The 22,797-nt window shown below is 72.3% G+C and carries 21 protein-coding genes and 1 tRNA gene; 15 read left to right on the top strand and 7 right to left on the bottom strand.

Annotated elements, in window-relative coordinates:
* The first annotated feature begins 289 nt into the window (after positions 1 to 289).
* The 4 genes from ACFYZZ_RS14220 (at position 290) to ACFYZZ_RS14235 (ending at position 5,121) form a co-directional block, all read left to right on the top strand.
* Positions 290 to 1,621 (top strand): ABC transporter substrate-binding protein, encoded by a 1,332-nt coding sequence (locus tag ACFYZZ_RS14220; RefSeq protein WP_389175199.1) that lies wholly within the window; start codon positions 290 to 292, stop codon positions 1,619 to 1,621.
* Positions 1,618 to 2,643 carry a carbohydrate ABC transporter permease gene (locus ACFYZZ_RS14225; RefSeq protein WP_389175202.1) on the top strand — a complete coding sequence of 342 codons (1,026 nt, stop codon included), beginning with the start codon at positions 1,618 to 1,620 and terminating at the stop codon, positions 2,641 to 2,643. The genes ACFYZZ_RS14220 and ACFYZZ_RS14225 overlap by 4 nt, the downstream gene beginning before the upstream one ends.
* The gene (locus tag ACFYZZ_RS14230) at positions 2,640 to 3,533 is read left to right on the top strand and encodes a carbohydrate ABC transporter permease (protein ID WP_389175205.1); all 894 of its coding nucleotides are present in this window, start codon (positions 2,640 to 2,642) and stop codon (positions 3,531 to 3,533) included. The genes ACFYZZ_RS14225 and ACFYZZ_RS14230 overlap by 4 nt, the downstream gene beginning before the upstream one ends.
* A 160-nt stretch (positions 3,534 to 3,693) precedes the next feature.
* Positions 3,694 to 5,121, top strand: a complete 1,428-nt coding sequence (locus tag ACFYZZ_RS14235) for a GH1 family beta-glucosidase (RefSeq protein WP_389175208.1) — start codon at positions 3,694 to 3,696, stop codon at positions 5,119 to 5,121.
* 54 nt (positions 5,122 to 5,175) lie between these two features.
* Here ACFYZZ_RS14235 and ACFYZZ_RS14240 read toward each other — a convergent pair whose 3' ends face one another.
* The 4 genes from ACFYZZ_RS14240 to ACFYZZ_RS14255 form a co-directional block, all read right to left on the bottom strand.
* Positions 5,176 to 5,718 (bottom strand): hypothetical protein, encoded by a 543-nt coding sequence (locus ACFYZZ_RS14240; protein ID WP_389175211.1) that lies wholly within the window; start codon positions 5,716 to 5,718, stop codon positions 5,176 to 5,178.
* A 172-nt stretch (positions 5,719 to 5,890) separates the two neighbouring features.
* The gene (locus ACFYZZ_RS14245) at positions 5,891 to 7,363 is read right to left on the bottom strand and encodes a cellulose binding domain-containing protein (RefSeq protein WP_389175214.1); all 1,473 of its coding nucleotides are present in this window, start codon (positions 7,361 to 7,363) and stop codon (positions 5,891 to 5,893) included.
* Between the two features lie 110 nt (positions 7,364 to 7,473).
* On the bottom strand, positions 7,474 to 8,874 hold the full coding sequence (locus ACFYZZ_RS14250) for an ATP-binding protein (protein WP_389175217.1): 1,401 nt from the start codon (positions 8,872 to 8,874) through the stop codon (positions 7,474 to 7,476).
* Positions 8,871 to 9,590 carry a response regulator transcription factor gene (locus ACFYZZ_RS14255; protein ID WP_386580184.1) on the bottom strand — a complete coding sequence of 240 codons (720 nt, stop codon included), beginning with the start codon at positions 9,588 to 9,590 and terminating at the stop codon, positions 8,871 to 8,873. The genes ACFYZZ_RS14250 and ACFYZZ_RS14255 overlap by 4 nt, the downstream gene beginning before the upstream one ends.
* 98 nt (positions 9,591 to 9,688) lie before the next feature.
* Here ACFYZZ_RS14255 and ACFYZZ_RS14260 point away from each other — a divergent pair, with 98 nt between their 5' ends.
* The 3 genes from ACFYZZ_RS14260 to ACFYZZ_RS14270 all read left to right on the top strand — a co-directional run bounded on the left by ACFYZZ_RS14260 (position 9,689) and on the right by ACFYZZ_RS14270 (position 12,428).
* On the top strand, positions 9,689 to 10,195 hold the full coding sequence (locus ACFYZZ_RS14260; protein WP_389175219.1) for a hypothetical protein: 507 nt from the start codon (positions 9,689 to 9,691) through the stop codon (positions 10,193 to 10,195).
* Between the two features lie 89 nt (positions 10,196 to 10,284).
* A complete protein-coding gene (locus ACFYZZ_RS14265; protein WP_389175222.1) occupies positions 10,285 to 11,823 on the top strand; it encodes an MFS transporter in 1,539 nt (512 codons plus the stop codon).
* Positions 11,820 to 12,428 carry a TetR family transcriptional regulator gene (locus ACFYZZ_RS14270; RefSeq protein ID WP_389175225.1) on the top strand — a complete coding sequence of 203 codons (609 nt, stop codon included), beginning with the start codon at positions 11,820 to 11,822 and terminating at the stop codon, positions 12,426 to 12,428. The genes ACFYZZ_RS14265 and ACFYZZ_RS14270 overlap by 4 nt, the downstream gene beginning before the upstream one ends.
* Positions 12,429 to 12,432: 4 nt before the next feature.
* Here the strand turns inward: ACFYZZ_RS14270 and ACFYZZ_RS14275 are convergent, their stop codons facing one another.
* Together ACFYZZ_RS14275 and ACFYZZ_RS14280 are read right to left on the bottom strand one after the other, a co-directional pair.
* Complete coding sequence (locus ACFYZZ_RS14275) at positions 12,433 to 13,302, bottom strand: spermidine synthase (RefSeq protein ID WP_389175228.1); 870 nt, start codon at positions 13,300 to 13,302, stop codon at positions 12,433 to 12,435.
* Between the two features lie 34 nt (positions 13,303 to 13,336).
* Positions 13,337 to 13,756 carry a hypothetical protein gene (locus ACFYZZ_RS14280; RefSeq protein WP_389175231.1) on the bottom strand — a complete coding sequence of 140 codons (420 nt, stop codon included), beginning with the start codon at positions 13,754 to 13,756 and terminating at the stop codon, positions 13,337 to 13,339.
* 266 nt (positions 13,757 to 14,022) lie between these two features.
* Between ACFYZZ_RS14280 and ACFYZZ_RS14285 the strand changes: the two genes are divergently transcribed.
* The gene (locus tag ACFYZZ_RS14285; protein ID WP_389175233.1) at positions 14,023 to 15,492 is read left to right on the top strand and encodes a hypothetical protein; all 1,470 of its coding nucleotides are present in this window, start codon (positions 14,023 to 14,025) and stop codon (positions 15,490 to 15,492) included.
* 238 nt (positions 15,493 to 15,730) lie between these two features.
* On the opposite strand, the gene ACFYZZ_RS14290 is transcribed toward ACFYZZ_RS14285, so the two are convergent.
* Positions 15,731 to 16,327: a histidine phosphatase family protein gene (locus ACFYZZ_RS14290; RefSeq protein ID WP_389175236.1), complete on the bottom strand. Its 597-nt coding sequence runs from the start codon at positions 16,325 to 16,327 to the stop codon at positions 15,731 to 15,733.
* Between the two features lie 181 nt (positions 16,328 to 16,508).
* On the opposite strand from ACFYZZ_RS14290, the gene ACFYZZ_RS14295 reads away from it, so the two are divergent.
* The 7 genes from ACFYZZ_RS14295 to ACFYZZ_RS14325 all read left to right on the top strand — a co-directional run bounded on the left by ACFYZZ_RS14295 (position 16,509) and on the right by ACFYZZ_RS14325 (position 22,782).
* Positions 16,509 to 17,453 (top strand): phosphatase PAP2 family protein, encoded by a 945-nt coding sequence (locus ACFYZZ_RS14295; protein WP_389175239.1) that lies wholly within the window; start codon positions 16,509 to 16,511, stop codon positions 17,451 to 17,453.
* Position 17,454: 1 nt separating this feature from the next.
* Complete coding sequence (locus ACFYZZ_RS14300) at positions 17,455 to 18,594, top strand: hypothetical protein (protein ID WP_389175761.1); 1,140 nt, start codon at positions 17,455 to 17,457, stop codon at positions 18,592 to 18,594.
* Positions 18,585 to 20,183 carry a hypothetical protein gene (locus tag ACFYZZ_RS14305; RefSeq protein ID WP_389175242.1) on the top strand — a complete coding sequence of 533 codons (1,599 nt, stop codon included), beginning with the start codon at positions 18,585 to 18,587 and terminating at the stop codon, positions 20,181 to 20,183. Before ACFYZZ_RS14300 ends, ACFYZZ_RS14305 begins: the two co-directional genes overlap by 10 nt.
* On the top strand, positions 20,180 to 21,517 hold the full coding sequence (locus tag ACFYZZ_RS14310) for an AAA domain-containing protein (protein WP_389175245.1): 1,338 nt from the start codon (positions 20,180 to 20,182) through the stop codon (positions 21,515 to 21,517). The genes ACFYZZ_RS14305 and ACFYZZ_RS14310 overlap by 4 nt, the downstream gene beginning before the upstream one ends.
* 140 nt (positions 21,518 to 21,657) lie before the next feature.
* Positions 21,658 to 22,029, top strand: a complete 372-nt coding sequence (locus tag ACFYZZ_RS14315) for a hypothetical protein (protein WP_386580200.1) — start codon at positions 21,658 to 21,660, stop codon at positions 22,027 to 22,029.
* 113 nt (positions 22,030 to 22,142) lie between these two features.
* The gene (locus ACFYZZ_RS14320; RefSeq protein ID WP_389175248.1) at positions 22,143 to 22,718 is read left to right on the top strand and encodes a bifunctional DNA primase/polymerase; all 576 of its coding nucleotides are present in this window, start codon (positions 22,143 to 22,145) and stop codon (positions 22,716 to 22,718) included.
* A tRNA-Lys gene (locus ACFYZZ_RS14325) sits at positions 22,709 to 22,782 on the top strand. Before ACFYZZ_RS14320 ends, ACFYZZ_RS14325 begins: the two co-directional genes overlap by 10 nt.
* The last annotated feature ends 15 nt before the right edge of the window (positions 22,783 to 22,797 follow it).

Raw genomic sequence — 22,797 nt, forward strand, 5'->3', positions numbered from 1 at the left:
AACATCCGGCTGGCTGGAATCTAACAGTCCTGGCCAGAGCGGTGAGCGTGCACCGGACGTCCGGGGAAAGCCAGTTAACGCTCGGATAACTGAACACATCCCTCCGCGTCCGGTCCCTTGACACCCCGCCGCGAACCGACGACTCTTCAACACATCACTGGTGGGAGCGCTCCCACAGTACCTGACACATACACGTCCCGCACGTTCCCCGCCCGAGCCGCAGCGAGTAAAACGGGCCCAACCATGCAGTTGGCCGGGGGGTCGGCACGTCAGGCAACAGGAGGACGCAATGCGCACGAGCATCCGCCGGTCCCGCAGGCTGGGGGCCTTCGTGGCCGTCGCCGCGCTGACCACAGGGCTGTTGGCCGGCTGCGCCAACGACTCGGACGACGGCTCGTCGAACGCGGACGGCGGCAACGGCAGTGGCAAGGGCAAGATCACGCTGACCATCGGGACCTTCGGCGTCTTCGGCTACAAGCAGGCCGGGCTCTACGACGAGTACATGAAGCTCCACCCGGACATCAACATCAAGGAGAACGTCACCACCCGCACCGACGTGTACTGGCCAAAGGTGCTCACCCGCCTCCAGGCCGGCTCCGGCACCGACGACATCCAGGCCATCGAAGTCGGCAACATCACCGAGGCCGCCCAGACGCAGGGCGCCAAGTTCGTCGACCTCGGCAAGGACGTCGACAAGTCGCAGTGGCTGGACTGGAAGAACGCCCAGGCCACCACCAAGGACGGCAAGCTGATCGGGCTCGGGACCGACATCGGCCCGATGGCCATCTGCTACCGCAAGGACCTGTTCCGGAAGGCCGGGCTGCCGACCGACCGGACCAAGCTCGCCGAGGAGTGGAAGGGCGACTGGAGCAAGTACGTCGGCGTCGGCAAGGAGTACATGAAGAAGGCGCCCCAGGGCACCAAGTTCGTGGACTCGGCCGCCTCCGTCTACAACGCGGCCCTCGGCGGCGGCAAGGAGCGCTACTACAACAAGGCGGACGACAGCGTCATCTGGGACAAGTCCACGGGCGTGAAGGACGCCTGGGACGCCGCGATGGCCGTGGCCACCAGCAACATGTCGGCGAAGCTCAAGCAGTTCGACCCGACCTGGGACCAGGGCTACGCGAAGGGCACCTTCGCCACCGTCGCCTGCCCGGCCTGGATGATGGGCTACATCGAGCAGAAGTCCGGTGACTCGGGCAAGGGCAAGTGGGACGTGGCGGCGGCGCCGACCGCGGCCAACTGGGGCGGCTCCTTCCTCGGCGTGCCGACGGCGACCAAGCACCAGAAGGAGGCCGTCGAGCTGGCCAAGTGGCTGACCGCGCCCGAGCAGCAGGCCAAGGTCTTCGCCAAGCAGGCGAGCTTCCCGTCGACCCCGTCGGCGTACGCGAGCCTGAAGCCGGCCGCCGACACCACGGCGTACTTCTCGAACGCGCCGATCGCGCAGATCTTCTCCGACTCGGCGAAGACCATCCCGACGCAGTACTTCGGCATCAAGGACCAGCCGATCAACACCGCGATCACCGACGTCGGCGTCCTCCAGGTCGAGCAGAAGGGCAAGTCCCCCGCGCAGGGCTGGGAGGCCGCGTCCAAGGAGATCAAGGACGTGCTCGGCCAGTGACCAGCTCCAAGCAGGCTCTCGCGCACCCCGCGTCGAGCGCCGAGGCCGCGTCCGGCAGCACGCCGGGCGCGGCCCGGGGCGCTCACGGTCGCGGTACGCCGGCGGGCACCGACTCCTGGCGCAGCCGGCTGTACCGCTGGGACATGAAGGCGTCGCCGTACGCGTTCGTCGCCCCCTTCTTCGTCCTGTTCGGGGCCTTCACGCTGGTCCCGCTGCTCTACACGGCCTGGTACTCGCTGCACAACGTCCAGCTGTCGGCGCTGGACCACCAGACGTGGGCGGGCCTGGACAACTACAAGAACCTGCTCTCCTCGGAGTTCTTCTGGAACGCCCTGGAGAACACGTTCACCATCGGTCTGATCTCGACGGTCCCGCAGCTGCTGGCCGCGCTCGGCCTCGCCCATCTGCTGAACTACAAGCTGCGCGGCTCGACCGTGTGGCGGGTCGTGATGCTGACCCCGTACGCCACCTCGGTGGCGGCCGCGACCCTGGTGTTCACGCTGCTGTACTCGTGGGACGGCGGCATGGTCAACTGGATCCTGCACTTCTTCGGGGTGGATCCGGTCAACTGGCGTGAGTCCGACTGGGGTTCGCAGTTCGCGGTGTCGACGATCGTGATCTGGCGCTGGACCGGCTACAACGCGCTGATCTACCTCGCGGCGATGCAGGCGATCCCGACGGATCTGTACGAGTCGGCGGCGATAGACGGGGCCAACCGCTGGCAGCAGTTCCGGCATGTGACGATCCCGCAGCTGCGGCCGACGATCCTGTTCACGATCGTCGTCTCCACCATCGGCGCGACCCAGCTCTTCGGTGAGGTCCTGCTGTTCGGCGGGGTCAGCGGTTCCAAGGGCGGCTCCGAGCACCAGTACCAGACGCTCGGCCTGTACATGTACGACCAGGGCTGGATCATCGGCAACCTCGGCAAGGCGTCCGCGATCGCCTGGTCGATGTTCCTGATCCTGCTGATCGTCGCCGCGGTCAATCTGCTGCTCACCCGACGGCTGAGGAAGTCCCAATGACCACCAGTGAACTGACGCTGCCCGCGGCGAAGGCGACGAAGGTGAAGCGTCGCCGGGTGATGGGCGCGGGCAAGCAGCTGCACGCGGGCCCGGTGACGTACGTCGTCCTGACCGTCTTCGCCCTCGTCTCGCTGGCCCCGCTGGTGTGGACGGCCATCGCGGCCTCGCGCACCGACCGGCGGCTCGCCCAGACTCCGCCGCCGCTGTGGTTCGGCGGCAACCTGTTCAAGAACATGCAGGCCGCCTGGGACCAGGCGGGTCTCGGCACCGCGATGTTCAACTCGGTGATCGTGGCGGGCACGATCACGGTGAGCACCGTGCTGTTCTCCACGCTGGCCGGCTTCGCCTTCGCCAAGCTGCGGTTCCGCTTCTCCGGCCTGCTGTTGCTGCTGACCATCGGCACGATGATGATCCCGCCGCAGCTGGCCGTCGTACCGCTGTACCTGTGGATGGCGGACTTCGGCTGGTCGAACCAGCTGCAGACGGTGGTCCTGCCGAGCCTGGTGACCGCTTTCGGCACGTTCTTCATGCGGCAGTACCTGGTGCAGGCGCTGCCGTCGGAGCTGATCGAGGCGGCCCGGGTGGACGGGGCGAGCAGCCTGCGGATCGTGTGGCACGTGGTGTTCCCGGCGGCCCGGCCCGCGATGGCGGTGCTCGGCCTGCTGACCTTCGTGTTCGCGTGGAACGACTTCCTGTGGCCGATCATCGCCCTGAACCAGCAGAACCCCACCGTGCAGGTGGCCCTGAACTCGCTCGGCACCGGCTATGTCCCGGACCAGGCGGTGATCATGGCAGGTGCGCTGCTCGGCACGCTGCCGCTGCTGATCGCCTTCCTGCTGTTCGGCAAGCAGATCGTGGGCGGGATCATGCAGGGCGCGATCAAGGGCTGACCGCCCTCCCGCGGGGGCCGGGCCACCGCCGCCCCGGCCCCCTTCCTCCCTCTGCTCTCCCCTCTCTCCGCCCTCTCCTCTCTCCCCTCCCCTCCCTCTCCGCCCTCTCTCCACCCCACTCGTCTCGTCGGTCTTTCACGACCTCAATGGGAGCGCTTCCATGCCTGAACCCGTTACGTCCGTGACCTTTCCTCCCGCCTTTCTCTGGGGCGCCGCGACCTCCGCGTACCAGATCGAGGGGGCGGTGCGGGAGGGCGGCCGCACCCCCTCGATCTGGGACACCTTCAGCCATACGCCGGGCCGGACGGCCGGCGGCGAGACCGGTGACATCGCCGTCGACCACTTCCACCGCTACCGCGAGGACGTGGCGCTCATGGCGGAGCTGGGCCTGAACGCCTACCGCTTCTCCGTCTCCTGGTCCCGGGTGCAGCCGACCGGGCGGGGACCGGCGGTCCAGGTGGGCCTGGACTTCTACCGCCGGCTGGTGGACGAGCTGCTGGCCGCCGGGATCAAGCCGGCGCTCACGCTCTACCACTGGGACCTGCCGCAGGAGCTGGAGGACGCGGGCGGCTGGCCGGAGCGGGACACCGCGTTCCGGTTCGCCGAGTACGCGCAGCTGGTCGGCGAGGCGCTGGGTGACCGGGTGGAGCACTGGATCACCCTCAACGAGCCCTGGTGCAGCGCCTTCCTGGGCTACGGCTCCGGCGTGCACGCCCCGGGCCGCACCGACCCGGCCGCCTCCCTGCGCGCGGCCCACCACCTCAACCTGGCCCACGGCCTGGGCGCGACGGCCCTGCGCTCGGTGATGCCGGCCCGCAACCAGATCGCCATCAGCCTCAACTCCTCGGTGGTACGGCCCCTTTCGCAGGATCCGGCCGACCTGGCGGCGGCCCGTCGCATCGACGACCTGGCCAACGGGATCTTCCACGGCCCGATGCTGCACGGGGCCTACCCCGAGACCCTGTTGTCCTCGACGGCTTCGGTGACCGACTGGTCGTACGTCCTCGACGGCGACGTCAGCGCGATCAACGTGCCGCTGGACGCGCTCGGCCTGAACTACTACACGCCGACCCTGGTCTCGGCGGCTCCCGACAAGGTCCGGGGCCCGCGGGCGGACGGCCACGGCGCCAGCGACCACTCCCCCTGGCCGGCCGCGGACGACGTGCTGTTCCACCAGACTCCGGGCGAGCGCACCGAGATGGGCTGGACGATCGACCCGACGGGCCTGCACGAGCTGATCATGCGGTACACGCGGGAGGCGCCGGGCCTGCCGCTGTACGTGACGGAGAACGGGGCGGCCTACGACGACAAGCCCGACCCGGACGGCCGGGTGCACGACCCCGAGCGCATCGCCTACCTGCACGGCCACCTCTCGGCGGTCCGCCGCGCCCTCACCGACGGCGCGGACGTGCGCGGCTACTACCTGTGGTCCCTGCTGGACAACTTCGAGTGGGCGTACGGCTACGAGAAGCGGTTCGGGGCGGTGTACGTGGACTACGCGACGCTGGTGCGGACGCCGAAGTCCAGTGCACGGTGGTACGGCGAGGCGGCCCGGACGGGGGCGCTGCCGGCGGTGCAGGCCCACTAGGGCCGGCCGGGAAGTGGCGCGGCACCCCCTCCCCGGGGTGCCGCGCCTCGCAGGTCAGGAGCCGAACAGCTCGGTCATCTCGGTGAGCTTGCCGTCGCTGCCCACGGCCACGTCGAAGAAGTTCTCGCCGTAGCAGTCGCTGGTGTCGGCCTTGGCGGTGGCGGTGTCCTGCTCGGTGCCGTTGACGCAGACACGGATGTGCTGGAGGCCGCCGCCCGCGGCGGTCGTCTTCGCCGGGCCGCTCTTCTTCGCGTGGAGGACCGTGATGGGGGTGTCGCCGGACTCGACGGTGTACTCGTGCTCCTTCCCGGTCGCCTGGTAGAAGGCGCCCTCGGTGGAGCTGCAGTGCTGCACGGCGTCCTTGGTGGTGAGGGTGTTCATGGCGCCGGAGACGCTCTCGACCAGGACGTACTTGTGGCCCTTGGCGAGGGTCGGGCAGTCCCCCTTGGTGCCGCCCTTGGCGGAGGGGCTCGCGGAGGCCGACGGGCTGGCGGTGCCGTCGGCCTCGGCGGTGGTGTCGGTGGGCTGGCAGGCGGTCAGGGTGAGCGCGGCGCAGCCCAGGACGGTGGCGACCAGGGCATGGCGGATGGACGGCATTGTTCCCCCGAAGTGGTGCGGCCCGGGCAGCAGCGGCCCGGGTGATGGCATGTCGAACGGGCCGTGCGTCGCTGTGCGGACGGCGGCCGGCCCGGGCCGAAGATCGACCCGGGCCGGAACTATATCGGCATGATCATGCCGAGTTGGTGCAGAACTCGCGCTGCCTGGCGTGTCACTTGAGGGCGCCGAACGCCTTCGAGAAAGCGAACTTGTCCTGGGTGATCGAGCTGCACGTGGCGTCGGCGGTGGGCTTGGTGCCGCCGTCGCACTGCTTGTCGCGGGCCGCGGACCACATGGAGAGCCCGCCGAGGCCCTTGGACTTGGCGAAGTTCACCAGCTGGGTGGCGTCGTCGACCTTGAAGACCTCGGAGGAGACGTCGTTGACGCCGATCATCGGGGTGACCGCGACCGCCTTCCAGGCGGCGGAGTCGGACAGCCCGAGCACGCTCTTGACCTGCGCCTGGGTGGCGGTGGCCGCCTGTTCGGCCAGGTCGCCCATGTCGCCGCTGAACGAGGGGCCGTAGTCCATCGCCATGATGTTGACGGTGCCGATCTTCACACCGTTGGACTTGGCGTCTGACAGGAGGTTCACGCCGTCCTGGGTGAGGCCCTGCGGCAGCACCGGAAGGGTGTAGGAGACGTCCAGGCCCGGGTGCTGGGCCTGGAGCTTGGCTATGGCCTGGGCGCGGCGGGTGTTGGCGGCCGTGTTGGGCAGCGCGCCGCCCTCGACGTCGAAGTCGACCTTGGTCAGCTTGAACGCGTCGACGACCTTGCCGTAGGCCGCGGCCAGCGCGTCCGCGGAGGAGCAGGTGGTGGCCAGCTCGGAGCCGGAGGCGCCGCCGAAGGAGACCCGGACGTCACCGCCCTTGGCGCGCAGGGAGCCGATCTGCGCGGCCACGCCGTCGCTGGTGACGTCCGTGACGCCGCCCCACTTGGGGGTGCAGCCGCCGCCGTCGGTGATGAAGGCGAGGTTGAAGTTCTTCACACCGGTCGCGTCGGCCGCGGCGAGCAGGTCGAAGGCCGGGTAGAGGGAGGTGTCGACGTAGGGCGCGAAGCCGGCGGAGGCGGTGGTGCCGCTGCCGGTGCTGCCGGTCGGCGTGGGCGTCGCGCTGTGGGTGGGGGTGGCGCTCTGGGTCGGGGTCGCGCTCTTGGTGGGGGTCGGGGTCGGGGTCGCCGACTGGCTCTGCGTCGGACGGCCACTCGGCTCGGGGGTCGCACCGCCGTCCGCGGAACAGCTCGCGTTGTCGATGAGGCAACCGGTCGGATCCCCGGCGCCGTTGACGACGAAGCCGACGGTGACCGACTTGCCGGGCGCGAGGCCCTCGGTGTCCCACTTGGCCGGCTTCACGGTGACGTGCCGACCGCTCACGCTCGACTCGGCGTTCCACAGCGAGCTGAGCTTCGCGCCCGCGGGGAGGTCGAACTCCAGCGTCCAGGTCTTCTCCGCCTGCCCGCTGTTGTTGGTGACGACGTACTGCGCGGTGTAGCCCGTCGACCAGTCGCTGGTCCTGGTGTACGCGGCGTTCACGCCGGCCGCGTTCGCCGTGCCGGTCAGCAGGACCGCGCCGCCACCGACCACGGCCGCTGCCACCAGGCCGCCGATCGCCTTGTTCCTGCCACTGATCCTGCGCCGGTGCGTGCTCATGCGCGTGCCTGCCTTCGGTGTTCACGGGGGTGGGGTGAGGCAGCACGCTAGCGAGCGGCAATCGGACAAACGGCTTGATACGGGCGGTGGTTGGGGATCTTATGGTGCGCTTAAGGAAGGGATCGGGGACGGTTAAAGGTAGAGACCAATTTGCGCGGCCGGCGCCTCCGGACCGCTCCTCGGCGCCCTCCGCCCCCCGGCCCCCGCCCGTCCAGCTGGAACCAGATCCGCACCTCGGTGCCGCCCAGCACCGAGGAGCCGATGCGGACGTCGCCGCCGGTGGCCTCCGCGAGCCGGCGCACGATGTCGAGGCCGAGGCCGGTCGAGCCCGCGCTGCCGGAGCCGCGGCCGCGGGCCATCGCCGCCTCGGGGTCGGGTATGCCGGGGCCCGCGTCGGAGACCAGCACGATGACCGCGTCCTCGCCGTTGTGCACGTCGACCGCGAAGGCGGTGCCCTCGGCGGTGTGCCGGAAGACGTTGCCGAGCAGGGCGTCCAGCGCGGCCGCCAGGTCGGCGCGGGCCACGGGTATGCGCACCGGCCGCTCCACTCCGGCCACCCGCCACTTGCGGCCCTCGTCCTCGGCGAGCGCGGACCAGAACTCCATGCGCTCGCGAACCACTTCGGCCGCGTCGCACCCGGCACCGGGCCCGGCCGCCGCGGTCTGCGGCTTGGCCTCCCGGGCCGTACGGATGATGGTGTCGACCTCCCGCTCCAGCTGGGCGACGGCGGTCCGGGTCTGCTCGGCGGCCGGACCGCCGCCGAGGGAGGCTGCGTTCAGCCGGAGCACGGTCAGCGGGGTGCGCAGCCGGTGCGAGAGGTCGGCCGCCAGCTCGCGCTCGTTCGCCAGGAGTTGGACGACCTGATCGGCCATGGAGTTGAACGCGACGGCCGCGAGCCTCAGTTCGTTCGGTCCCTCCTCGGGCACCCGGGCGCCCAGCTTGCCCTCGCCCAGTTCGTGCGCCCCCTCGACCAGTCGCTGCGCGGGCCGCACCATGCGCACCCCGAGCCGGTCGGCGACCGCGACCGAGCCGACGATCAGCGCGAGGCCGACGCCGGCGAGCACCGCCCAGGCCGTGCCGACGCCGTTGCTCACCTCGGACTCGGGGACGTACACCTCGACGACCGCGGTGCCGGAGCTGAGCGCGACCGGCTGCAGCAGCGTGGAGCCGCCGGTGACCGAGGTGGTGGAGGCGCGGCCCAGCTTCCGTACGGCCTCGATGTCCCGGTGGGCGGCACGCTGCCGGCCGAGGTCGAGCGCGGCCCGGCCGTCGGCGGCGGGCAGGTGCACGGCCATCCCGGAGTCGGCGCCGGCGGAGGCCACCACCCGCTCCAGCTTGTCCCGGTCGGTGGTGATGGACAGGGCGGGGGCGACCGCGGCGGCCTCGCGCTCGGCGTTGGAGAACGCGCGGTCGCGGGCCATCTCCTTGACGACGAGACCGAGCGGCACGGCGAAGGCGACCACGACCATCGTGGTGACCGCCAGGCACACCTTGACCAGGGCCCATCTCATCGCGGCGGCTCCCCTTCCCCGTCGGCGAGCACGGGCGGCTCCAGCTTCACGCCGACGCCCCGCAGGGTGTGCAGATAGCGCGGGCGGGCGGCCGTCTCCCCCAGCTTCCGGCGCAGCCAGGACAGATGGACGTCGATGGTCTGGTCGTCGCCGTAGGACTGCTGCCAGACCTCGGCGAGGAGTTCCTTGCGCGCCACGACGACACCGGGGCGGCCGGCGAGAAAGGCGAGCAGGTCGAACTCACGGCGGGTCAGGTCGAGCCGGACACCGTCCAGTTCGGCCTGGCGGCGCAGCGGGTCGACGGTCAGCCCGCCGACCCGGATGACGGGCGAGGGCGGGGCCTCCCCGCCCCCGGAGCGGGCCCGGCGCAGCACGGCCGCGATCCGCGCGGACAGGTGCTCGACCGAGAACGGTTTGGTCAGGTAGTCGTCCGCCCCGGCGTTGAGCAGCCGGACGATTTCCGCCTCGTCGTCCCGCGCGGTGGCGATGATGACGGGCACGTCGGTGATGCCGCGCAGCATCTTCAGGGCCTCGGAGCCGTCCAGGTCGGGCAGTCCGAGGTCCAGGATGACCACGTCGAAGCGGAGATGGGCGACCTCGCGCAGCGCCTCCAGTGCCGTACCGACGCTGCGCACGGTGTGCGAGGCGTCGGTCAGATGCCGGATGAGCGCCGAGCGTACGAACTGGTCGTCCTCGACCACGAGCACACTTGCCATGCGCCGCACCGTACGCCATACGGCCCATGCCGGTCGGAGCCTGTGGATAACTCGAGGCAAGTGCGCACGGCCGTACCCCTGAGGCAGTATGGCTCGCGATGCGCAGAGGACTCGTACACGTACTGGCGTGGCTGCTCGCTACGGGAGCGGCGGTCACGCTGTCGTGGTGGGGCGTGCACACGGTGATGGCGGGGACGGCGTACGACCCGCCGCGCGCCCTGCCGATCACGGCGGCGGACACGACCACGCAGCATTCGAAGCCGCTGGATCCGCCGAGCACCCGGCCGTCCCCGTCGAAGAGCAGATCACCCCAGTCACCGTCCCCCTCCCGGACGCCGTCCGGCGGCACCACCCCGCCCCCGACTCCGTCCGCCACCGCCTCCGGCCAGGTCAAGGCCTACGACACCGACGGCGGCCGGGCGGTCTTCGATCTGGGCAGGTCGAGCGCGACCCTCGTCTCGGCGACTCCGGGCACCGGCTGGTCGATGCAGGTGTGGAAGACGCAGACGTGGATCCGGGTGGAGTTCAGCAGCGGCGCGGACCGGGTGTCGGTGTTCTGCACCTGGCACGACGGGCCGCCGCATGTGGAGGTGGGCACGTACTGACGACCCGAAAGTGAAAGACAACTAGATATTGACAGTCGACTCTCATTTGGCGGTAGCCTCTCATTAGGTTGCCCCGAATGGGAGGTCCCATGTCCCTGCACCAGTCCCCTCGCCGCTGGCTCGCCCTCGCGGCCCTCACCCTGAGCGTGCTGATCGTCGGGCTCGACGGCACGGTCATCAACGTCGCCCTGCCGACCATCGCGAACGAACTGCACGCCGACAGCGCCCAGTTGCAGTGGATCGGCGGCGGCTACCTGCTCACGCTGTCCGTCGCGATGCTCCCGGTCGGCCTGCTCGGCGACCGTCTCGGACACAAGAGGCTGCTACTGTCCGGCATCTCGCTGTTCGGACTCGCCTCGCTCGCCGGCACCCTGGCCCATTCACCGGCGGCAGTCGTCGCCGCCCGGGCCGTCCTCGGCCTCGGCGCCGCCGCGATCATGCCGCTGTCGATGGCGATCCTGCCCCGCGTCTTCGCCAAGGAAGAGCTGCCCAGGGCGATCGCCGTCTGGACGGCGGCCACCGCGCTCGGCATGCCGGTCGGACCCGTCGTCGGCGGCTGGCTGCTCGACCACTTCTGGTGGGGCTCGGTGTTCCTCTTCAACGTGCCCGTCGCCGCCCTCGCGGTGCTCGCGGGCCTGTGGCTGCTCCCCCGTGACGCCGAGCGCACCGCCAAGGCACCCTTCGACACCCTCGGCACCGTCCTCGGCGGCCTCGGCGTCACCGCCCTCGTCTACGGCACCATCCTCATCCCCGAGGACGGCTGGACCGGCCCGGCCGTGCTGGCCTCGCTGATCGGCGCCGCCGCCCTGCTGACCGGGTTCGTCGTCCGCGAGCGCCGGCACCCGCACCCGCTGGTCGACCTGAAGCTGTTCGCCGACCGCCGTTTCCTGTGGGGCACGCTGATCGCCGTCTTCGTCAACTTCGCGGTGATGGGCATCCTGTTCGTCGTACCGCAGTACCTGCAGTCCGTCCTCGGCAACGACGCCTTCGGGACGGGCCTGCGCGTCCTGCCCCTGATCGGCGGCCTGATGGCGGCCGCCGCCGCGAGCGAGCCGCTGGTCCCGCGGCTCGGCGCCCGTACGGTCGTACCCGTGGGTCTGCTGGTCCTCGGCGCCGGCGCGTTCCTCGGCGCGACGACCGGCCTCGGCGACGGCTACGGCTTCACCGCGCTGTGGCTCGCCCTGACCGGCCTCGGCTTCGGGCTCGCGGTCGTCCCCGCCACCAGCCTCGTCATGGCCGCGCTCCCGCAGGACAACACCGGCACGGGCACCAGCCTCCTGGAGACCGTCCAGCAGCTCGGCTCGGTCCTCGGCGTCGCGGGCCTCGGCAGTCTGCTCAGCTACGGCTACCTGGCCCGGCTGCACACCGGGCGGCTGCCCGCCCCGGCGGCGGACGCGGCCCGGGACTCGGTCTCCGGTGCCGACGCGGTGGCTGCCCGGCTGCACGACACCGGCCTCGCCACCGCCGCGCACGCCTCCTTCCTGCACGGCATGACCCTCGTCCTGGCAGTCTGCGGGGCGATCGCCGTCCTCGGCGCGGTCCTGGCCGCCGTCTTCCTGCCCGAGCGGGCCCGCTGCTCCCGTACGGTGGCCCGGTCCGCCACCCAGCACGCAGAATCGGTCGCATGACGACGCACGAGACCCCCGCCGCACCCCTCGGCCTGCGCGAACGCAAGAAGCGGCAGACCCGTGACCGCATCCGCCGCGAGGCCTACCGCCTCTTCGCCGAGCACGGGTACGAGAACACCACGGTCGACCAGATCGCGGAGGCGGCGGAGGTCTCGCCCAGCACGTTCTTCCGGTACTTCCCCACCAAGGAGGACGTGGTCCTCCAGGACGAGTACGACCCCGCCCTCGCGCAGGCCCTCAGGGACCGCCCCGCCGACGAGCCCATCGTCGACGCGGTCCTCAACTCCCTGAAGGGCCCCATGGGCGAGCTGCTCCAGCAGGACCGCGAGGACCTCCTGCTGCGCACCCGCATCTCCTTCACCGACCCGGCCATCCGCGCCCGTTCCATCGCCGAACAGGAGCGCAGCGAGCGGGTCATCGCCGAGGTCATCGCCGAACGCACCGGGCGCGACGCCTCGGATCTGGAGATCAGGTGCGCGGCCGCCGCGATCATCGCGGTCTTCACCACGCTGGTACGGCACTGGGTGGAGGGCGACGGCAAGGAGGACCTGGCGGGGCTGTACGAACGCCATCTGCCGCTGCTGTCCCGAGGGCTGGACTTCTGAGCGGCTAGCGGAACACCGAGGGCGGCGGGGCCGGGGAGGCCACCGCCGCCGCGTCCGTCACGGGGGTGGCGCCGCCGGTGAAGTCGAGGAGCTGCCTGCCGTGTTCGACGCGGGCCGGGTGCGGGTCGGAGGCGGCGCGGCGGGTGAGTTCGGGGAGCGGGAGCGGGAGGTCGGAGGCGGCCAGGATGGCGTTGCCGAAGCGCTTGCCGCGCAGCACGGCCGGGTCCGCGATCAGGGCGAGTTCCGGGAAGCGGGCGGCGGCCGTGGCGATCTGGCCGCGCAGATGTGCGAGCGGCGGGCCGTCGGCGAGGTTGGCGGCGTAGACCCCGGAGGGCTTCAGGGCCCGGCGGACCTCGTCCAGGAACTCGGTGGAGGTGAGGTGGGCGGGGGTCCGGGCGCCGCTGAAGACATCGGCGACGACCAGGTCGGCCCAGCCGTCCGGCACCTTGGCAAGACCCTCGCGGGCATCGGCCGACCTGACCCGGATCCGGGCGTTCGGATCCAACGGCAGCTCGCGCCGGACCAGTTGGACGAGGGCCGCGTCCCGCTCGACCACCTGCTGGGTGGAGCGGGGCCGGGTGGCGGCGACGTACCGCGCGAGGGTGAGGGCGCCGCCGCCGAGGTGCACCGCCTGCACCGGCTTGCCGGGCGGGGCGACGAGGTCGATGACGTGGCCGAGGCGGCGCTGGTACTCGAAGGAGAGGAACGCCGGGTCGTCCAGGTCGACGTGCGACTGGGGCGCACCGTCGATCAGCAGCGTCCAGGCGCGGGCGCGGTCCGGGTCGGGTATGAGCTGCGCGAGCCCGCCGTCGACCGTTTCCACCACGGCCTCGACGGCGGCCGACCTGCGCCGGTTGTTCCTGGACCTGCCCATCGGTCCATTTTCGCAGCTGCGGCGGCTGCCCGCTTCACCGGCAGCTGTCGGCCGCCTTGATCATCCGGGCCGCCTCCCCGAGGGCCCGGCGCAGCACCACCGGATCGGTCGCGAGGTCGGCTGCGCCGGGCGGCAGCAGCCAGTCCGAGCCCTCGACCGGCGGCTGCGGGGCGAGCCGCAGCCCCTGCCCGTTCGTCTCGGTACATGTGCTGCCCGGTACGTCCCAGCAGGCGGCGGTGCCCGCCGGCACCAGGAAGCCGAGGGTGTCGCATCCGTCGTCGTGCAGGACGGGTCCCACCGCCTCCCCGGCCCCCCGGCGCAGGATGTCGACGGCCTCCAGCCCCTGCCGGGCCGGCACCGTCACGAGGTCGCATGCCGCGTCGCCCGCCGTCACCGACGGCGCCGCAACCGGCGTATCCGACATACAAGGTTCGTTGCTCTGGCTGGTCTCCATGCCGGCCTCCACCACGGTGCCCTCTTGCAGTCCACGGAGTCCAACGCGCGAGCGCGTCAACGGCTACGGCACAAGTGCGCCGCAAAGGATGGCAGTTCATGGCAGATCGTGGATGAGATATCCGGTTTGTAGCCAAACACAGCGTTGCGGGTCCGACACAGCAGGTACGTTCTTGCTCGCCGGGACCAGGGTGTCACAGGGACAACTCAGCCCGAATCCACCCCGGATCCGGCATGGTTCGACGGTTCGCACGAGAGGACCCGGCCATGGCGTCGTCAACCGAGACCTCGTCACAGCCCGAACGGCCACCCCGGCCGAACCTCGCCTTCCGGCAGCTGCGCGGCCGGCGCTCACCGGCCGAGTTCGCGGCACTGGTGCGGCGGGCCGCCCGCGAGATCGGCGAGCGGGTGAGCTGTGACGCGCGTTACGTCGGCAGGGTCGAGGCGGGTGAGATCCGCTGCCCGAACTACGCCTACGAACGGGTGTTCCTGCACATGTTCCCCGGTCGCACGCTCACCGACCTCGGCTTCGCGCCGCGCTCCGCCGTCCGCGGACGCGCGGCGCGTACGCCCGGGGACGCGCTCCCGGCGTTCGGTCCCGCTGAGACGCGGGGGGCCCGCGAGCCGTATGACACGACGGACCGGTACGACCCGCAGGACCCGTACGACCCGCACGAGCCGTACGAGAACGACCACCTGGACCACGAGGAGAGCGACGTGCTGCGTCGCGCATTCATGACCGGCGGAGGCGCCACGGTCGCCGCCGCCACCCTGGGCCCGTTGGGGCTCACCACCGACGTCGAGGCGGCGGTCCGGCCGCTGCGCCGCGCCGGAACCCCCGAGGCGGCCGCCCTGGAGGAAGCCGTCCGCCGCATCCGGTTGCTCGACGACCGGCACGGCGCGGACGGCCTGTACCGGCGCGCTGCGGCGCCGCTGCGCGCCGCCTACGCACTCCTGGACGCCGGCGCGACCCGCCAGACGACCGCCGAGCGGCTGCACTCGGGCGCCGGTGAACTCGCCATCTCCGTGGGCTGGCTGGCCCACGACTCCGGGCGCTTCGACGACGCCCGCTCGCACTACGCGGAGGCGCTCGCGACCGCCCGGATGACCGGCGACGCCGCTCTGGAGGCCCACGCCTTCTGCAACACGGCGTTCCTGGCCCGCGACGCCGGCCGCCCCCGCGAGGCGGTGCGCGCCGCGCAGGCGGCCCAGCGCGCCGCCCGCCCCCTGGGCTCCGCCCGTCTGATGTCCCTGCTCGCCCTGCGCGAGGCGGGCGGCTGGGCGGGGCTCGCCGACCGCGCCGGCTGCGAACAGGCACTGGCCCGGGCCCAGGCCCTCTTCGAGCGGGGCCACTCGGACGCCGACCCCGAGTGGATGAGCTTCTACGGAGAGGCCGAGCTGGAGGGGCTGGAGGCGCAGTGCTGGTCGACGCTGGGCGACTGGCAGCGCGCGTCCCGGCACGCCCGGCGCGCGGCGGGTCTCCAGGATCCCCACTTCACCCGCAACATCGCCCTGTACACCGCCGAACTGGCCGATGACCTGGCGCGCGGGGGGCGTCCCGACGAGGCGGCGCAGGCAGCGATGTGCGTGCTCGATCTGTTGGACCAGGTCCAGTCGTCCCGCATCCAGACGATGCTGGCGGGGACGGCGCGCGTGCTGTTGCCTCACCGGCGGGCGTCGGGGGTGTCGGACTTCCTTGAGCGTCATGCGTCGTTGCCGCGGGTTGGGCGGGGGTAACGCCGTTGGTCTGCGGGTTGTTCGCCGGGTGCGGGTGAGTGGGGGCTGGTCGCGCCCACGCGGCGGAGCCGCATATCGATACAGCCCCGCGCCCCTAGGGAGTTGCTGTCGCCTTACTCGCATGGCGCCTCAGCTGCGGGCAGTCGTGCCGCTGGGCGGCACGGGTGGGCGCAGCGGCACCCTGCCAGCGCCGGTGAGCGAAACCCACCCCCGCCCAGCACCAGCACCGGGCAACCAGTTACCCCGCCAAGTGCCCCAAGTCGTTCCAGCTCTCGATCGCCGGCTCCCCGTATGCCCAGCCCAGTACCGACAGTGATGTCGGGTTCAGGCGTATACGTGCGGCGAAGTCCAGCGGCAGCCCGAGCCACCGCGCGCCGATGGACCGCAGGATGTGCCCGTGGGCGAAGACCAGCACGTCACGGTCGGCCGACCGGGCCCACGCCACGACCTCGTCCGCGCGCGCGGTGACCTCGGCGATGCTCTCCCCCTCGGGAACACCGTCCCGCCAGATCAGCCACCCCGGCCGCACGGCCTGGATCTCGGCGGGCGTCATGCCCTCGTACGCGCCGTAGTCCCACTCCATGAGCGTGTCCCAGCACTCGGCCCGCTCACCGAACCCGGCCAGCTCGCACGTCTCACGCGCGCGTGCCAGCGGACTGGTCCGCACCTCGACACCCGGCAGCCCGTCCAGCGGAGCGCGATGCAGCCGTTCGCCGAGCAGCTTGGCCCCGCGCCGGCCCTCCTCCAGGAGCGGTACGTCGGTCCTGCCGGTGTGCTTGCCGGACAGCGACCATTCCGTCTGTCCGTGCCGGGCCAGCAGGATGCGCGGTGCCATGGGAGACCTTTCCGGAAGGAGGGAGGGGTCCCTCCATCATCGCTCACCCCGGACAGGGGCAACCCGCCGGGAGATCTCGGCGTCTTTGAGAGCTGAAGCGCCCGCATGGCCGGGATACGGACCGCGTAAAGTGACACGGTCGCCCGCAGGGCGCCACGCAGCAGAAGGGGGAGGGCATCGGATGCCGCAGACCGAGACACGGGGCACCGAGGCGGCCCCCCGAACCCGGCTGCGGTGGTGGACCGAGCTGCCCCTGATCCTGCTGGTCTACGGCTGCTACACGGCCGGCCGGCTCCTCGCGCGGGGTGACGTCTCCTCCGCCGTCGACCATGGCCTGGCGATCCTGCGCATCGAGAAGGCCCTGTACCTCAACGCCGAGCACCCGCTCAACCGGCTGTTCACGCACGAGGCGTGGCTCGGCGTACCGGCCGACTTCTGGTACGCCTCGCTGCACTACCTGGTCACGCCCGTCATCCTCGTCTGGCTGTTCCGGACCCGCGCCGAGCACTACCGGGCGGCCCGCACCTGGCTGATGACGTCGACGTTCATAGGCCTGATCGGCTTCACCCTGCTGCCCACCTGCCCGCCCCGGCTGCTCGCCGACGGCCACGGCTTCGTCGACACGATGGCCCAGTACAGCTCGTACGGCTGGTGGGGCGGCGAGGCCAGCGCGCCGCGCGGCATGGGCGGCATGACCAACCAGTACGCGGCGATGCCGAGCCTGCACGTGGGCTGGGCGCTGTGGTGCGGGGTCATGCTGTGGCGCTACGGCGGCTCCCGTCTCACCAAGGTCCTCGGCGTCGTCTACCCGCTGGTGACCGCGATCGTCGTCATGGGCACCGCCAACCACTACTCCCTGGACGCGGTCGCGGGCGTGGCCGTGATGGGCGTGGGTCTGCTGCTCGCGCCGCGCGTGCTGCGCGGTGCGGATCTGCTGCGGGCCCGGTTCAACCCCCGTACCCCGGCGGTCCCGTCGGGCGCTGGTTCCCCGATTGTCAGTGACGGATGCCAGACTTCCGCGGGTGAGCGAATTCCACGGCAGCGCGAGTCGCAGCGCGCATCCGCAGCCGAACCGGACGGCTCCCCCCGCGACGCAGGGGAAGAGGCTCCGGCAGCGGCTCGCTGAGCTGCGCGGCCCCGACGTACCGGCCAAGGCCCTGGACGCGCGCGCCCTCGCGGCGCTCGCCGCGAACCCCGGGTGCCGCAGGCGGGCGATCCTGGACGGCGCCGGAGTGGACAAGGCGGCGCTGGCGAGCGCGCTGGGCGCGCCCTCCGGCTTCGGGCAGTCGCAGTTCGCGCTGACCCGGGGCAACGCGTTCGAGGCACGGGTGAAGGCGGACGGCGGCGCGGAGCTGCTGCGGCTGGTCCACGCCCGGCTGGATCCGGGCGCCGAGCCGCCCGACACCGCGGCCGTCCCCGACCTGACCGCGCACGGCCCCGAGGGGCGTACGGCCCGTACGGCGCTGGCGCTGCGCGAGGCCGTGGCGGCGGGCGGCTGGACGCTGCTCGACCACCCGATGCTGGCGCTGGACGTGGCGGGCTCGCTCGCGTTCCTGGAGCCGGACGCGGTGGTCGTGCACCCGGACGGCAGCTGGACCGTCGTGGAGATCAAGTCCTTCCCCATGCTGGACGGTTCTGCCGACCCGGCGAAGGTGGGCGCGGCCGCCCGGCAGGCGGCGGTGTACGTGCTGGCCCTGGAGGAGGTCGCGGCCCGTCTCGGCGCGGAGCCGGAGCTGGGGCCGGAGCCGGCCGAGACGCCCACCCGGGAGAGCGCCCCGGCCCCTCGGGTACGGCACCGGGTGCTGCTGGTGTGCCCCAAGGACTTCTCCAACCTGGCCACCGCCTCCGCCGTGGACGTGCGCAAGCAGCGCGCGGTCACCGCCCGCCAGCTGGCCCGGCTCACCCGAGTCGAGGAGATCGCCGACGCCCTGCCCGAGGGCGTGTGCTTCGCACCGGACCGCCCGGCCGAGGAGCTGACGGCGGCCGTCGAGGCGGTCCCGGCGACATACGCACCCGAGTGCCTGTCGGCTTGCGAACTGGCCTTCCACTGCCGGGAACGCTCCCGCGCGGCGGATGCCGTGACCCGTCTCGGCCGCCCCCTGCGGGCCGAACTGGGCGGCCTGACCACGGTCGAGGACGTCCTGGCGGCAGCCCGCGGTGACAGCGGCGACCCCGACGACCCGGCGGTGGCCGCCCTGCGCCGGGCGGCGACCCTGCGCGCGGAGGCGCTCGCCACGGCAGGCTTGGCGGTGGCCCCGTGTCCCTGATCGCCACCCTGGCCCGGCTCGAGGCCGTCAGCACCGGTCGCGCCCAGCCGGCCGCGACCGTCCGCCACCGGCACCTGTCCGAGCGCCCCCTGGTCTTCGTGCCGCTCACCACCGCCGGTGAGGCCGGCGCCCCGCTCGGCGCGCTGGTCGGCACCGACCGGGACGCGCCCCGGCTGCTGGTCGTACCCCAGCCCCGCGACCGTGACCTGCGGTTCGCGTTCCTCGCCGAGCTGGCCGACGTTGTCCTGCCGTACCTCGACTCCTACGCCGAGGACGTCGAGGCGGCCGAGCGGGGCGAGACCGACCCGGAGACCGGCAAGCGGGTCAAGGTCGAGGTCGAGCTGTGCACGGACGCGCCCCAGCTGATCGTGCCGAGCCGCGCGGGCCTGGACTTCGTACGGCTGCTCGGCCGCTCCATGCGCTTTCGCCGCACCGCCGAGCAGGACCCGGAGACGCCTCACCCCGCTCCGCCCCGCATCCCCCTGCTGGGCCGCTGGCTCACCCACTACGGCGAGCGGGCCCGCGTACCCGGCTCCTCGCTGCTCCTGGCCCTGACCGATGTGCTGTCCCGGCACTGGGCGACCGGCCAGTCCAGCCTGGAGGACCAGCACCTCGGCGCGCTGCTCGCCTGGATCGACCCTCCCGGGGGCGGCTCCGGTGCCGAGGCGGCTCACCGCGCCGAACTCGCGCGCGACGCCGGCGGCCAGCTGTTGTGCCCGCCGGCCGGCCCGGCCACCGACCCGGCGTTCGACAACAAGCTCCTGGCCCCGGCCATCGAGCGCTACGACCGCGCGCGCGGCGCGCTGGCCGCCGCCGAGGACGCCCTGGAGGCCGACGACCGGCTGGCCGCGCTCACCGCGGCCGAGCGGGAGATCCGCGACCTGGTCGAGAGCCGCACCCGGCCCACCTGGGACGCGGTGTGGCGGGGCCTGGACCTGCTGCGGGCGCTGCCCGAGGGCGCACACGTCGAGGAGCGCTGGACCCGGGACCGCTGGTCGTTCACCGGCCACCGGGACCGGGTCGTGGCGGGCGAGCCCCCGCAGCCGCGCCGCGACGACGCGGTGACGGCGGCGAACAAGCTGGCCACGCGCGAGCGTGAGCAGGCCCGGCTGGAGGCGCAGGAGGCGCTGGACGACCCGCTGGTGATGGCCGGGCGACGGCTGGCCGGGGAGGCCTTCGCGGGCGAGGTGACCGATGTCGTCATGGCGTACAGCGAGGGCAAGCGGCCGAGCCCGCGCCCGCTGGTGACGGTCCGCACGGACGACCGGCCGCATCTGGCGGAGCGCGCGAAGGTCTACCGCTCGCTGGGCGGCAAGCCGCAGGCGGCGGAGTTCGTCGGGTACGAGGGCTCCGCGGACGAGGGCGTCCTCGTCCTGCGGATCGTCGACAAGATGGGCCGGGGCAAGGAGCCCGAGCCCGGTTCGGTGCCGGAGAAGGGCGACACGCTCTGCTTCACCGTCTTCGAGCACGAGCAGCGCGGCGGCGCGAAGCTGCCCGACCCGGAGGAGACCCCGTGGACGCACGGCGGCCCGCCGGGCGAGGCCGTGCCGGAAGCCCCCGACACCGTGACCGAGGAGGATGTCCTGTGACGACGGTCGACTTCGACCCCGGAGCCGCTGCCGCCCGCGCCACCGACGCGATCCTCCACGACACCCTGCAGGGCACCGAGCGGGGTGTGGTCGTCGACTCCCCGCCCGGCGCCGGCAAGTCCACCCTGGTGGTCCGCGCGGCCCTGGAACTCGCCGAGGCCGGGCGCCCGTTGATGGTGGTCGCGCAGACGAACGCCCAGGTGGACGACCTGGTACTGCGGCTCGCCGAGAAGAACCCCGAGCTGCCGGTCGGCCGGCTGCACAGCAGCGACACGGACCCCTACGACAAGGCGCTGGACGACCTGCCGCAGGTCCGCACGTCGGCGAAGGCGGCCGAGCTGACCGGCCTCCCGGTCGTCCTGTCCACGGCCGCGAAGTGGGCGCACGTCAAGGTGGACGAGCCGTGGCGGCACGCGATCGTCGACGAGGCGTACCAGATGCGCTCGGACTCCCTGCTGGCCGTGGCCGGCCTGTTCGAGCGGGCGCTGTTCGTGGGCGACCCGGGCCAGCTGGACCCGTTCGCGATCGTCGGCAGCGAGCAGTGGGCGGGCCTGTCGTACGACCCCTCGGCCTCGGCGGTCACCACCCTGCTGGCGCACAACCCGGGCCTGCCCCAGCACCGGCTCCCGGTCTCCTGGCGCCTCCCGGCCTCCGCGGCCCCGCTGGTCTCGGACGCCTTCTACCCGTACACCCGGTTCCGCAGCGGCACCGGCCCCGACGACCGCCGGCTCGCCTTCGCCGTCCCTTCCGACGGCTCGGGCCCGGACCGGGTGATCGACGAGGCGGCGGAATCCGGCTGGGGCCTGCTGGAGCTGCCGGCCCGGCACACCCCGCGCACGGACCCGGAGGCGGTCCGGGCGGTGGCGACAGTCGTACGACGTCTGCTGGACCGTGCGGGCGCGGCCGTCTCGGAACGCTCCCCGGCCCCCTCCCCGCTCACCCCCGACCGCGTCGCCGTCGGCACGGCCCACCGCGACCAGGCGGCGGCGGTCCGCTCGGCGCTCGCGGAGCTGGGCGTCACGGACGTCACCGTCGACACGGCCAACCGTCTCCAGGGCCGCGAGTACGACGTCACGGTCGTCCTCCACCCCCTCTCCGGCCGCCCCGACGCCACCGCCTTCCACCTGGAGACCGGCCGCCTGTGCGTCCTGGCCTCCCGCCACCGCCACGCCTGCATCGTGGTCTGCCGCGCGGGAGTCGGCGACCTCCTGGACGACTACCCGTCCACGGAACCGGTCCAGCTGGGAACGCTGGTGAAGTTTCCCGACGGCTGGGAGGCCAATCACGCGGTTCTGGCGCACTTGGCCGAGCACCGCGTTGCCTGGCGGCCATGACCGAGCTGGCGGCCTTGAGTTTCTTGGTGTGCACGTGGGACTTCCGGCGGCTCTGAGGTCCCCTTGCGCTCGCGCGAGACAATGGAGGGTGGCCCGCCCGTTGGCGGGGCCCACCGAACCGTACGAGGAGGAGACGAGACATGGCGGAGCCCACGCCGCGTCGGCATGAACCGCGGCTACGCCCCGCGCCCCTGATCTTCGAGCCCGCGGAGGCGGCCTCCGATCCCGAGCACTTCTTCGACCTGGAGTCGATGGAGGATCCGGGCGCGCTGCTGGCGCGGGCGACGGAGCTGGCCCTGGCCTTCCAGGCGGCGGCCGACCGGGCCGTGGAGTTCCAGGCCGTCGCGGCGGCCCAGCTCGCCGACCCGGGCCGGTTCGACCGGCTGACCCCGGCGGACATCGCCGCGCGGGCGGAGTGGACCGAGGACTACGCGAAGAAGATGGTGGAGTTCGGGCGGGACCTGCTGCGCGGCGCCGACACGGAGGGCCGCAGCCCCGTCGACCCGGTCTAGCCCACGCTGCTGGCATATGCCGGGCGGGCAAGATACTCCTCCCCTCCCGCCCCTGTCCCGGTTTTCCGAAACCCAGGAGAACCGCGTGCTCACGGCCGGTACATGTAATCGGCATGAGCTGCACACCGCATGTCACCTGTGCCACCGCCGACGGAGCCGCGTGGCTGGCCTCGGCAGGAACGTATCCGCGAAGCACCCTCGCCCTGTGGCGGGAACGCCCGAACGCCCCGCTGGTCCTCCCGTGCGGCGCCGTCTTCGACGTGGTGAGCGCCCCGGCGGTCTTCGGGCGCCGGATGCTGGACCGCTTATGGGACGAGGGGCCGGGGTCCGGCCCGGTCGCGGTGTTCCGGGGCCGCATGCTGCTGTTCACCGCCCCGGGCACGGCCCACCGGCTGCCCTCGCTGCTGAGCTGGGAGGAGTGGGGGTCCCACCGCACGGAGGCGGTACCGCCGCTGCTCTGCCACGGCACGGGAGACGCGGTGACCGTCCCCGCCCTGTCCGGCGACAGCTCCCCCGCCTCCGGCGGCTCCCGCTGGCTGGTCGCGCCGGACACCCGTCACCCCTGGCTTCCGGGCCCCGAGGTCCTGCTCTGGGCGGCCGTACGGGCGGCCCGCGCGGCCGTACGGATATCGATTTTTCCTCCCGCCGACCAGGATGCTAAGGTCTACGACGTCAGCAGGCGCCGCTAGCTCAGTTGGTTAGAGCAGCTGACTCTTAATCAGCGGGTCCGGGGTTCGAGTCCCTGGCGGCGCACGATGACGATGGCGA

Source organism: Streptomyces sp. NPDC001816, assembly GCF_042892235.1.
Classification (GTDB): Bacteria; Actinomycetota; Actinomycetes; order Streptomycetales; family Streptomycetaceae; genus Streptomyces.